Source organism: Bacterioplanes sanyensis (genome assembly GCF_014652515.1).
Taxonomy (GTDB): domain Bacteria; phylum Pseudomonadota; class Gammaproteobacteria; order Pseudomonadales; family Oceanobacteraceae; genus Bacterioplanes; species Bacterioplanes sanyensis.
In genome coordinates this window covers 1-11,694 of record NZ_BMYY01000022.1, presented here as the reverse complement: position 1 = coordinate 11,694, position 11,694 = coordinate 1, and the positions used below count along the sequence as shown (strand labels likewise).

The 11,694-nt window shown below is 52.9% G+C and carries 15 protein-coding genes; 8 read left to right on the top strand and 7 right to left on the bottom strand.

Annotated elements, in window-relative coordinates:
- Positions 1–1,302: 1,302 nt before the first annotated feature.
- From IE090_RS17605 to IE090_RS17580, 6 genes are all read left to right on the top strand, one after another.
- Positions 1,303–3,210, top strand: a complete 1,908-nt coding sequence (locus tag IE090_RS17605) for a type IV secretory system conjugative DNA transfer family protein (protein ID WP_189390430.1) — start codon at positions 1,303–1,305, stop codon at positions 3,208–3,210.
- A complete protein-coding gene (locus IE090_RS17600) occupies positions 3,143–3,988 on the top strand; it encodes a hypothetical protein (RefSeq protein ID WP_152526052.1) in 846 nt (281 codons plus the stop codon). Before IE090_RS17605 ends, IE090_RS17600 begins: the two co-directional genes overlap by 68 nt.
- Positions 3,989–4,049: 61 nt before the next feature.
- Positions 4,050–4,703: a hypothetical protein gene (locus IE090_RS17595; RefSeq protein ID WP_189390429.1), complete on the top strand. Its 654-nt coding sequence runs from the start codon at positions 4,050–4,052 to the stop codon at positions 4,701–4,703.
- A gap of 52 nt (positions 4,704–4,755) precedes the next feature.
- Positions 4,756–5,091, top strand: a complete 336-nt coding sequence (locus IE090_RS17590) for a hypothetical protein (RefSeq protein ID WP_023008055.1) — start codon at positions 4,756–4,758, stop codon at positions 5,089–5,091.
- Positions 5,092–5,093: 2 nt separating this feature from the next.
- Entirely contained in the window at positions 5,094–6,281 is a 1,188-nt protein-coding gene (locus IE090_RS17585) for a hypothetical protein (protein WP_189390428.1), read from the top strand.
- 107 nt (positions 6,282–6,388) lie between these two features.
- On the top strand, positions 6,389–6,658 hold the full coding sequence (locus IE090_RS17580; RefSeq protein WP_189390427.1) for a hypothetical protein: 270 nt from the start codon (positions 6,389–6,391) through the stop codon (positions 6,656–6,658).
- Between the two features lie 116 nt (positions 6,659–6,774).
- Here the strand turns inward: IE090_RS17580 and IE090_RS17575 are convergent, their stop codons facing one another.
- The 7 genes from IE090_RS17575 to IE090_RS17545 form a co-directional block, all read right to left on the bottom strand.
- Positions 6,775–6,954, bottom strand: coding sequence for a hypothetical protein (locus tag IE090_RS17575; RefSeq protein WP_023008052.1), 180 nt, complete (start codon positions 6,952–6,954; stop codon positions 6,775–6,777).
- Positions 6,951–7,178 (bottom strand): hypothetical protein, encoded by a 228-nt coding sequence (locus tag IE090_RS17570; protein ID WP_152526051.1) that lies wholly within the window; start codon positions 7,176–7,178, stop codon positions 6,951–6,953. The genes IE090_RS17575 and IE090_RS17570 overlap by 4 nt, the downstream gene beginning before the upstream one ends.
- Positions 7,175–7,732 (bottom strand): recombinase family protein, encoded by a 558-nt coding sequence (locus tag IE090_RS17565; protein ID WP_189390426.1) that lies wholly within the window; start codon positions 7,730–7,732, stop codon positions 7,175–7,177. The genes IE090_RS17570 and IE090_RS17565 overlap by 4 nt, the downstream gene beginning before the upstream one ends.
- Positions 7,729–8,031, bottom strand: coding sequence for a hypothetical protein (locus IE090_RS17560; RefSeq protein ID WP_189390425.1), 303 nt, complete (start codon positions 8,029–8,031; stop codon positions 7,729–7,731). Before IE090_RS17560 ends, IE090_RS17565 begins: the two co-directional genes overlap by 4 nt.
- A gap of 5 nt (positions 8,032–8,036) precedes the next feature.
- Entirely contained in the window at positions 8,037–8,672 is a 636-nt protein-coding gene (locus IE090_RS17555) for a DNA-binding protein (protein WP_189390424.1), read from the bottom strand.
- Between the two features lie 485 nt (positions 8,673–9,157).
- A complete protein-coding gene (locus IE090_RS17550; RefSeq protein WP_189390423.1) occupies positions 9,158–9,451 on the bottom strand; it encodes a hypothetical protein in 294 nt (97 codons plus the stop codon).
- The gene (locus IE090_RS17545; protein ID WP_189390422.1) at positions 9,445–10,080 is read right to left on the bottom strand and encodes an AAA family ATPase; all 636 of its coding nucleotides are present in this window, start codon (positions 10,078–10,080) and stop codon (positions 9,445–9,447) included. Before IE090_RS17545 ends, IE090_RS17550 begins: the two co-directional genes overlap by 7 nt.
- 212 nt (positions 10,081–10,292) lie before the next feature.
- Between IE090_RS17545 and IE090_RS17540 the strand changes: the two genes are divergently transcribed.
- Complete coding sequence (locus tag IE090_RS17540) at positions 10,293–10,529, top strand: hypothetical protein (RefSeq protein ID WP_031209744.1); 237 nt, start codon at positions 10,293–10,295, stop codon at positions 10,527–10,529.
- A 223-nt stretch (positions 10,530–10,752) separates the two neighbouring features.
- Positions 10,753–11,619, top strand: a complete 867-nt coding sequence (locus tag IE090_RS17535; RefSeq protein WP_189390421.1) for a hypothetical protein — start codon at positions 10,753–10,755, stop codon at positions 11,617–11,619.
- The last annotated feature ends 75 nt before the right edge of the window (positions 11,620–11,694 follow it).

Below are 11,694 nucleotides of genomic sequence, written 5' to 3'. Positions count from 1 at the left end.
GAAGCCGACAAGCAGCTTTCAGGGCGGCGCATGGCCTAACCCTGGCCAACCCTATGGGGTAATGGGGTATTTCCTCAGAATCGACCAAAAAGAGCCTTCCAGGCTCTTTTTTTTCGCCTTGAGGAAGGTGTCCAAAGCCTAAAGCGGTGAGAATTGGGCGCATCTGTGGATAAGTCTTTCTGACATGAAAATTAAGTGTCTGTAGATAACTCAATTAAGTGTCCACCCTTAATTCACCAGTCAGTTATATAAAAATCAGTTAAGCAGGGTGCCTGCAAGCAGTCACCCAATAATGCCTCGCCAGAGGCGAGATAAGCTCTCTATCTGACGCCCTACGCTTCGCTTCGGTTGTCCCAAAAGGGGCGCTGCCCCTTCTGTACTTCCCCGCAAACAGCCGTGTTTGATCCTCGGGAGCATGAGCGGCGGCTTCGCCTTGTCATGCCCCTCCGGTCAAAGGCTGTGGTGATCTCCAAATGCGTCAAGGGGCCGTGTCCTCGCCGCTGTCGCGGCTGCGGGCCGCACCAACCCCTTGACTCATTTTCCGATCAGAAAAATGCTTGCCTGTTCACACCTTTATTTGTAACCTATTCCTCGCGCATAGGTGCGGAGCGAGGAACCGGAACAAATAGCCGGTGTGAAGCGTTGCGGTCGCCGGTGGCGACCTTTGGCCTACTGTCACGGCTGGACGCCGCGCCATTCGGCTACTTCGCCCACTTTGTGGGCTGCGCCCTTCACTACGCTGGACGCTTCGTTTCGGTTGCAGGGGCGCGTCTGGCTACGCCCGACAACCCGCTTTGCGGGCTGCGGTTTCCATGTGCCGCTGACGCTGTGCAACATGGCTACCTTGGCCCCGCCACTGCGGCTTACCGGCCCTTTCCTGTTCGTTCCGATCAGGCAGGGAACCCGTCCCGGTAATCCTTCGTTTTGGGGCGACTCCTGAACGTCGTCCCCGAAAGCGGGTTGTCGGGCCTATCGTTCGCAAGCTCACTGCCCGACGCGCCGGGGCAAGCCCCCCACGCAACAACCAGGCACTGGGGTGCCTTAAATCGGCTGGGGCCGATTTTTGTTACGCGGCTCCCCCCAAACCTTCCGGCAATCCCGGCGGGGCGGGATGTGCCTACAGGGGGTCAGTGCTGAACGCACTTACCCCCACCGAACAAGTTCGGCGGTTCCCCCGCCTTCCGGCTATCCCGCTGATGCGGGAAGCGCCTACAGGGGGTATTCGCTTATCAGCGATACCCCCACCGAACAAGTTCGGCGGCTCCCCCGTGTGCCGTCCGAAACGTAGGAGAGTTTGAGAAATTGACTGGTGACTTTGTAAGAGATTTCGCACAAGGCCTGACATGGTTGGTGCAAGCGTATAAAGCGGGTGGTCTGGTTATCGGTCTGATTGCTGGCTTTTTCTTCGTCGTTGCTGTTGCTCGCTACCTGGAAGAGCAAGAAAGCTGGGAGCTGTTTTTGGTGCCGTTTGGGCTGGCTGTGATCGCGGGGCCAGTATTGCACTTTGGGTTGCCTTGGTTGGTGGAGGATAAGCTGGGGCCGGTGTCGATTGCCTGGTATTTCTTGGTGATTTGGTTTGCTGGTTTCGTTGTTGGTGGCTGGCTGGGTTATAGGTTTTTCCGCGAATGGGAACCCAAGATTGTGGCGTGGAAAGAGCGGATCACCTGGCGAACAGATCAGGAACGAGACAAAAAAACAGACGTAAGAACAGTGCGGGAGTTGCTGCCGACAACCCCAGAGCCTTTCGACGTGATGGATTACTACGAGCCGGGTTTTATTACGATGGGGCTGGATAAAGAGGGAAATCCGGTCAGAGTGCCCTTTGAGGTATGGACGAGTAGTCACATTCAGTTAGCAGGAACAACGGGAGCCGGTAAAGGTGTGGCCGCTCAGATGGCGCTTACTCAAGCGGTACACGAAGGGGAGGCCGTGTTTGTCCTTGATCCGAAGAACGACGAGTGGGCACCTCACGCACTCCACAAAGCTGCCGAGACCTGCGAGGTGCCGTACCACTTTATTGACCTACGAGACGGTCAGCCGGCACAGATAAACCCGCTGGCAGGAGCCAGCAGGGCGGAGCTGCAAGAAATGTTTTTGGCCGCCTTCTCGTTGGGTGAAAAAGGTGGGGATGCCGACTTTTACAGACTGAATGACCGAAAAGCCGCCCGGGCCGTAGCGGCCCTGATGGCTGAACAGGCCAACCCCAGTTTTGCCAATATGTACCGCGAAGTGGCAGAGCTTCCAGAAGTGCAGGCCGCCGCTGGTTTCTGGGGGGCTTATGAAGAAATGGCAGAGCTGGAAAGCATCAACGCGCCAGGTGTGGGCGTGGACTTCGCCAAGGTCATTGAACAAGGCGGCGTGGTGTACGTGGTTGGGTCTATGCGTAACTCACCAGTCATCAAAGCCCAGCGGATGTTAATGATCCGCCTGACTCAGATTTGTGAGAAGCGCGACCGACTGAAGAAACAACGGTCAGTTTGTGTATTCCTGGATGAGCTGAAGTACCACCTAAGCAAGCCCGCAATGGAGATTTTTGGGGCGGCCAGAGACAAAGGCCTGCACGCCCTGATTGCTCACCAGTCGCTTGCAGACCTGAGAGACGTTCCCGCTGATCTTGACCCGGACGCGGTTGTAGGTTCGGTCATCGAAAATACAGCACTGAAGATCATCTACAAGCTGCAAGACCCGGATACCGCGGAATGGTTGGCCCGCCGTTCTGGTACCAAGTTGGTTGATGAAGAAATCAGAAAGGTGGGGCGGAACGTGGCTCAGTCTGAAATCCTGGACGATGACAGAACTATCCGGCAATCCGAAACCTTCCTGGTGGATACCAATATGATGATGAACCTACCTAAGAGGGTGGCCGTGTTTTTTAGTGAAGAGCTGCCCAGGTTCATGGGAACCAGTCCGGTCATGGTGGAGAAAAAAGCGGCGGCCGTCGCTCCTGTGGCGGCAGCGGTCGCTTCCGCTCCCGCTTTTGCCGTCATCGAGGACGAGCCGGAACCAGTAACCGAGCCGGAAGGCGAACCGGAGAGCATTCAGCAGGTAGAAGAGGTTTTGTTTGTTGATGGTGGCGAGGACGTGCCGGATCTGTTGCTGGATGCCTTAAAAGACGATAGCGCCACAATGCAGGCGCTGAACGATGATGATGAAGATCAAGAATACAAGCGGGCCAATAGCCCGCTGGACTTGGGGTTTGATGATGAATAAGCACCTTATAGCCGATCCGGCAGAACGGGCAAAAAGAGCCGCCGACAAGGAAGAGTGGGTGTTGGATTTTCTGCGGGATGAGGTGTACAGCACTACCGCTATTTTGTCCGATGTGATGGCGATTGGGGAGCGAGCAGCCCGGAGTGTGCTGGCCAGGATGGAGAAAAAAGGGTTGCTGGTCAGAGATGAAGTCAAATTCATGGGGATGAAGGCAATCCCCCTTTGGGGGATTACCTCAACGGGAGTGATGACCGGTCTCACCCCTGAAGAAGTGGCGACAGTAAGCCTTCGGTATCACACACCAGGTAGCGTTAAACCGCTGACAATAGCTCATACCCTGGATACCCAGAAGTGCCGCCTTCACTGTGAAGTTGTGGAGGACTTCGAGAGCTGGACACCTGATCGTCTGTTGCCAGGGAAGGGGCTGAAGAAAGCCGATCCAAAGCGATGGGCGCACTACCCGGATGCCGTTGGGGAAGCTGTTCATAAGGAAAAACAGCTCATTTACAAGGTGGCCATTGAGATCGAGCGCACAAGGAAAACCCCAGCCAGGTATGTGGCGATAATCAAGGCCCACATGAAGAACATTGAAAAAGGGCGGTATCAGCGAGTGTGGTATTTCTGCCCGACCAAGCAGGAAGCGGATAGCTTGCAGGCGTTATTTCTGCGATTGATGAAGGAAAAGGGCATAGGTTTCTGGCCGGATAACGACACCAAATACAGCCCAGAACAGAGCCTTAAATTGTTCAGATTCAGAACGATGGAAGATTTCAAATAACGCACCTCGGTTAAACAGGGGTTGGATGAATAACCTATTGATTATCAGAGGAGATTTATCCATGAAATTAGTTATTAAAAGTGTGTTTGCCGGTGTGCTTTTGGCGTGTTCAGGCGGTCTGATGGCTCTTGAAAATGATCGAGATGCCAACCTCATTAGTGGGCAGAACGAAGTGCAGGAAGCTGCCAGATTGGCTGAAGAAAAATGGGAGGCAGCAGTTGCTTCAATGCTTCCGGTTCGTTCTTCCGGCTCCGTTACGCTTGATGCTGAGCGGCTGTTCTCAGCCTATGCGCACTTCGCTAAGGCTCGTGCTGCATTTAGTGAGCTTGGGTTTTCACTACCTGAGCCGATGAATGCTAAAGGGATTGGTGATGCCATGATGCGCTTTGCCTTGGACTCAGAGCCATTGGCAAACACCAACGCTTATTTGACCGTGGCAACAGATTACAGCCTGCCCAACGTCATGGGCGTGGTTGAGCAGTTCACAGGACAGTACGGTAGAAAGCCGGAAAATGTAATGAAGATTATTCGTCACCTTGGCCACCGTGTTTCTGTAGGTGTGCCCATTACTGGTGTTATGGATGATGTTCTGAAAGATACAGGCCTGTTTGAACCGGATTACGAAATGGCGATGGCACTACTTCGTAGCCAGGAATACAGCTATGCAATAAAAGATGATTTGAGCCTGAAGCAAGCTAAAGCCTGCTACGAATAGGCTTTAGAGTAAGCTGGCCATGCTTTGCATGGCCATTACAGAGGAATTGAGAATGAAAGGTGTAGCAAGTGCAATTCTGGCAGCCACTCCGTTGGCTGCCTTAATCCTTTACTTTGCGTTGTCTGGCCAACAGCAAGTAAGAACCGATCAACAGCGGGTTGAAGTGAAGCAGCAGATCGAGGCGGCTCAGTTTGACCTTGAGTTTGAGCAGATGAGCCGGGACATATCAAATAAGCCAATGACTGCGGAAGAGTTGGCGAAGAAAAAGGCGGATATCGAGGCGCTGAAGAAGAAAGCTGAAACCTGGGATAGCCGGTTTGATGCTGAGTTTGAACAGATGGACAAGGAACTGGCAGAACTGAAGTCTGCCCTGGATAAGGGGCAGTGATTATGAATTTGCGAGTGATTCTTTGCCTTGCTGTGGCCCTACCTGCTTTTGTGTTCGCCGCCGATCCGACGATAGATAACAGTGCCGGAAGGAGTGTGGGAAGTACGAAGGAAGAGCGGCTAGAGCGCCTGAAAGAGCTGAAATTGCAGCAGTCAAAGTCAAAAGTCGAAGCAGAGACAAGAGAGAAGCTGAAGGCTTTGGACCTTTCCAAATCGGAGGTTTCCAGTTATGCGGTTTCCTCAGAGGTACCACTTTCAACCCTGCTTATCCCATTGATACGGGAAGCCGAGCAGAAGGAGGTTAGTACCGACTGGAGCAAAATGCAGTTTGTCCAGCAAAACAACTTTGGCCGTATGTTGGAAGCGTGTCAGCTCTTCAGTGATGTGATGCCAGTGCCAACAGCGTTCCCTTTGCACATGCCACCAAGAACCAGCATAAGGCCTGGGCATGGCGAGGGCTGGCTATTGGTTCAAGATGGCCCGACTCATGCCTTTTTCAGTGATCCGTCCCTTGGCTATGTGAAGCCGGTATTCTCCATTGATGCGCATGGCTTGAGTGAAATATCTGATATGAAATCGCTTTCCTATGCAGTGGGCCGGAAGGTGGATAGTGCCGCCGTTCCGGTTCGGTGTTATTACTTTTACGCGAGGTTGGGCGAGGCCGTGATAAATGAACTGACGAGGTTCAGCGTTGCGGCAGATGGAGAACCAACCAGGAAGCAGAATCTCTTTGTTGGTGGGGATTTGCAGCAGGTTGTCAGGGATGCTTTCACGAGCGCCAGGTATGGCCCTAACCGCTATGAGCCGTACCCTGATGTTGAAGAGTTCGCCCAGCCGGAGATCAGCAAGGGTTGTCGATTGCCAACGCTGCTTGGCATCCAAAGCAATGCCGTTGACTGGCAGTGTGGCGGGTTAATGGTTGACCCAAACACCTCAACAGCTTCTCTTGGTGGAATGCAGATACTGGGAGGAAATACGTTCTTTGGTAAGAGTGTCACACTGACACAGGTTGATACTTTCGAGCTGGCCAAAGCAATGTTGTCCAGTGAACGGCAACAGATAGCGCAGTCAGAATCGACAGAGCAATCAAAATCAACGGCGCTTACCAAAGGCAAAGCGAGCACAACAGCGACTGGTTCAACAACAGAGATCGGTGCAGGTGCGGGAGTTGGATCAAAAGGCGGGAATTGATTTTAGACCCGCCTTATCGGCGGGTCTTTAACCAGGTTCAACTATCGCGCCCCCGGTTGTTGGAACAAGGCCAACCGCGTGGCTTTGTTGAGATATGAGGATAGCCAATGTCAGTCATAGAGTTCAAGAGTAAGCGCCAAAAAGACATTGAAGAAATGTTGGCGGAGGTGCGAAAGCTGGAGGAAAGCGGGCAGCTTTCCAGCGATACCGCGAGCCTTGCAGACTTCGTTGCAGGGTTGCCGAGCGTTAAAAATCTCAGGGTGTACACCGCCGAACAAACCAAGGCTTTGGCCAGTCGTCCGATGGGCAATTTGCCGCCCTCGATGCGTAGGCAGTTAATCCGGATTGCGAACAAGAGTGGTCACACAACAGAGTAACCAGGCGTGGCTTTCTGTGACCAATAACAGGGCCGCTCTATGCCGCGCCCTGAAACCCAGGCAGGCCACTTGCCCAATGCAAACAGGCTGCGCCAGTTTGCACCGTTCAAGCGGCTTCAGTCGTCATGGAAGCGGTTTAATGGGTGCCAAAACATGCCGGGGTCATTAATAACATTTTCATCGTCTGAAGCCCTTTTAGGCGTTGTTCGGCTGGGTGGGCCGTCACGGAGAATTACATAAATTCGGTACCCCATGATGAACAGGAAAACAGCCAGAATAGCGATAACAGTTTTCATGCGGGTTCGTGCTCCTCAAATCCCATTAAGATTCCAATGACCTCATCTAGCCGTTGGCGTGTAGTGGAAGATAAGGCCGGATTTTTCATTAATAGAGCCAAAATCGACGTTGCCATATAAGCGCAGTCATCAGGGCTTATTTCCCCTCGGCGAGCAGCTTTTTTAAGCAGTCTTGAACCGGTTTCAAAGTCAGCTTTTGTTAAGTCATCCAGCGGTATTTTCACGGGCTAATATCCTCCAATGCTTTGTTTAACGTGGCTCTGGTTACGTTGAAATGTTTTGCTACTTCGGTTTTCGTGATGCTCGGATCGAGCAGCATTGCCCGCGCTTTCTTGGCTTGAGTCGGGCTGAGCTTGGGAGGCCTGCCGCCCTTGCGGCCTCGCGCTCTGGCCGCCTGAATGCCCGCCTTGGTGCGTTCCTGAATTAGCGACCGTTCAAATTCAGCCAGGGCCGCAAAGATATGGAAAATCAGCTTTCCACCGGCTGTTGTCGTGTCGATGGCTTCAGTTACCGATCGAAACCCCACGCCTTTGGTTTCCAGGTCTGAAATGATGGCCACCAGGTCTTTCAGGCTTCGCCCCAGTCGATCCAGCCGCCACACGGTTAAGGTATCCCCTTCTCTGAGGGCATCGAGGCACCGTAGAAGCTCAGGGCGCTCTCTGGATGCGCCGGAAAAGGCTTCCTGATATACCCGCTCACAACCGGCCATATTCAGTGAATCAAGCTGTAGGGCTGTGTCTTGGTCTGTGGTTGAAACCCGCGCATAGCCAATAATCATATTGCCCCACCTGTCTGATAAACGTCTGAGGGCTGAAAAATTGGGAATACAGTAAGCGGTTTAGGTGTGGTGCTTCGGTTAGCATGATTGGGCCGTTTCACAAAGCAGCGCTGGCCGTAGTCGTCCAGGACTTCCCCGGTTTTCACTTCGCCCAGTAGTTCCAGCGTAGATAAGGCCCGGCGCCGGTATTCTTCAAAGTCCACATCCTTGGGAACCGTCATGGGGATGACGGCTACTGCAACACCGTTACGAATAGCCGCCCAGTGTTTGCCGATGCTTGTAGAGTTCGCTATATCCATCCGTGTTACTCCTTGGCTTTACGGGCTATTTCGATTAACTCCCCTTGCAGCTTCCGGTTGTCGTCGCGGGCCTCTTTCAGGTCAGCTTTAAGGCCTTCTATTTGCGTGTCCCGGTCTTCAATTCGAGCCTGAAGTGCTGCGGTATCAGCTTTCAATTGGGCGTTAATGTTGTGTTCCTGGTCGAGTGCGGAGCGTACCTGGTTAACTTCCTGCCCCTTTTCTTCCAGGGCTTTGGTCAGCTCTGCCAGGTGTTTTTCAAGGCGCTGGATTTCGTTCAAGGCTTCATCACGTTCTGCGGTGGCGTCAGCAACTGCGGCCTCTGCTTCCTGCCTGAAGTTCTCAACCGATGCCGTGGCCAGTTTGCTGGCCATCCCCCAAAGCTGCCCCAGTGATGTTTCAACGGCTTTCTTGAGGTCTGCGGGCATATCAAGCGCGGCCACAACTTCGGCCTTTCGTGACTCCCTCCACTCCCGCATAACTGGGGAAATGTGGGACAGAGAGCCGCCGCCCATGCGTTCGCGCACCTGGTCGTTGGTGGGGTTATCAATGCCTTCCGAGACAAGGGCGTTGGCGGTCGCAATGATGCGGTCACGGATTTCAGGCTTAACTTTGGCGGCATATGAGGCGTGCTGTTCAGTCATTGCTATATCTCCTGTATGTATTGTATGTATGTATGATACATACAATACATACGAAAGACAAGAGAAACGAGCGAGAAAGGTGCCTTTTCTGTACGTTGATTTTTGAACGGTTTTCTTATCGTTCTGAGGTGGGCTTTCCCGTCGATTCGGGCTATCTGTGGCGATGTTCAGAAAACGGTGGTTTTTTGGTTTTGGATAGTACGATCCAAACCCTTTTGGGTTTGGATTTGCTGGGATGGGTTGGGCTGCTCGGTCGGTCGCGTCGGTCGTGGCAACCGGCCAGCCGGAGCACGAACCAGGGCAAGGGGTTTACAGCGCAGCGGCCCTTGCGCTGGGGCGTGGTTTGGCTAGGTTCGCCACACAAGACCGGCGGGACTGATCGAGTAGACCAACAGGGGCTGCTTGGGAGTGAGTGGAGGGAGTGAGGAATTCGGCATTAAATCGGAGCCTTTTTAGTACCAAAAAGGCTCCTTATTGGTGCTGTTTTAGTGCCCTTCTTGTACCTCTTCAGCCAATTTAAGAATGGCCCATCGGATGACGTTTAGCTTGGTTCTCCCTGTTTTGGTGGCCAATTCTTCCAGTTTGGTGAACTCGTATTCATTGAATGGAACGCGAATGGCCTTGTAGTCCCTGTTTGCGTTGGGGTCGAGGTCTGCTTTAGGGGTTGGCTTTTTCGCGGATGAGCCGCCGTCGGCGGCGGCTGCAAAGGCTTCTATCTGTTCCGGTGTCGGCTCCCGTTTTGCGTTGGTCGTGGCTTGTGGCTCCCTACGCTTTACCATTGGAACACCTCCCGCATTAGCTCCCGCACCTCTTCAGCGGCCTTTGGGTTGTCCATTTCAACCACGCCTAACCCTTCGCTCATGGCGTCACGGTAAACCTTGCGGTCACGGATTATGGCGCTAAGAAGCTGAATCTCCGGGTAGTCCTGGAGGTATTCGCGGGCTTCTTCTGCTTCATGCACTACCGGGTTGGTTGGTGCCATCGTGATTAAGCCATAGACAACAAGATCAGGGTTCAGGTCTTTGGCTTGGGTGATGATTTCCTGAAGGTTAGGCAGGGTGTCCAGGTCAGGCTGAGATGGCCGAAACGGAACCAGCAGGACATTGGCGGCGGTCATGCCTGTGCGCAGTTCGCGACTGTCACGGCCAGCCGCATCGACAATCACGAATTCATAGCGCTTATCGAGATCGAGAAGAGTTTCCCGGATGTTCTCGTATTTTTGAACGCAATGAACGGTTGGCAGCTTTTCATTGCCAGAGCGATCCATTGCCCAGTTTGCCGCAGTGCATTGACGATCTGCATCAACCAGGACGACATCCCGGCCATTTCTGGCGAGTTCTGCGCAAATATTCACGGCTGTGGTGGATTTTCCGCAACCGCCCTTTTGACTTCCTATAAGTACGATCATTGGTGCTACTCCTGTACCGTTGTGGTGCTGTTTTGGTATCAATTTAGTACCGGTTTTATACATTAACGGTACTAAATTAACAAGCACTAAAACGGTACATTTTTGGTACCAAAAAAAGAGAGTGCTAACTTTTTGGGGTACATCTGTTGATCTTTGTTGTGATAGTAGTGTACTTTTGTCGCTGTTTTTAGATTTTGCCAGAAGGGGGCAGCGTGGAAATCAGGCTTTTAAGAAAGCTGTTCCAGGAAGGCTTATTGCTATCCGCAAAGGTGCATCCGGCTCCTATGGAAAGTGACCGCTGGATTATGGTCTTTGATAAAGCCAGTGGCGGACAGGAGCAGATCACCAGAGCCAGGGATGACGAAACCAAGATTTACAAGCGTCTGAACGGTGCGCTTCAGGATGCACAAGATATTGGCTTTAAAGAGGTCACAATCAGATTTGACTGATTAGAAATGAAAAACCCGGCACAAGGCCGGGCTATAAATTCGGAGATGCTGGAAGATTTGGCGATCACGACAGCACCCGACACTCAGGCTTTGGGAAGCCCTCGCAGTCCTCTAAATATACGCGAGAACCCATCAAGCCGCAACTCGTGTTGCCTATTTTTGAGGCATCAAATAGCGGTGTTTTGATGAGGGGGCTTCCCTGTGATGAAAACAGGGGAAGACATTGGCAGCACATGCCTACATACCGAGAGAGAACGCTTTAGGGGGGAACTTCTGTGGCCACGACCCGGCCAGCCCTCGTTTCACTCTTGCTGATCCAGCCAAAAAAGGGAAAGGCGGCATCCCACGAGTTCTGACGCTTTGCATGGAGCGTTTGAAGGATTACTACTATCGACCGCGTAAAGTCATACCATCCTTAGACCTGGCTAATGGCAGTGAGCGTCAGCAACGCAGTGAGCGCAGGGAAGCCTGTATCTGCCTGATGGCTGCACTTCTGAAATTTACTGATGTGGCCAGTCTTCGCGTTGGCATCCCCACGAAAGACGGATTTGTGAATCTGACGGTTGATCTGATCGCCAGGCATACCGGCATGAATCTAAAGCGTGTTGAACGTGCTTTACACGATCTCAAGGCCGCAGGCCTTGTTACCGTGTCGCAACCACGCCAACTGAAAGAGGACGGCACCTGGAAGGGGCTGGCCGCCGTAAAGGCGATATCCAGGCATCTGTTTGCGGTGTTTGGTCTTGGGAGTATGTTGAAGTACGAGCGGGACAAAGCTAGTAAGCGGCTGAAGAAAAAACAGCGCCAATGGGAGCAGGATGCCGAAACGGAAAAGGGACAGAATACCCGGACAGGAAGAGCCAGGTTTGGGTTGTTCATGGGTGGGATGGCGTCTCAAGTGAATGATAAGCGCAAGCCCAAGCCCAAGCCAAAACCGCAGACAACCAGCAGGCAGTCACGGGATGACTTCGAGTATCGAAAGCAGCAGATGGTCAGGGCGGGGGAGCTAAAGCAGGCCAACCCGGACTGGAGCCGAGACAAGTGTTTTGAGGAAGCCGACAAGCAGCTTTCAGGGCGGCGCATGGCCTAACCCTGGCCAACCCTATGGGGTAATGGGGTATTTCCTCAGAATCGACCAAAAAGAGCCTTCCAGGCTCTTTTTTTT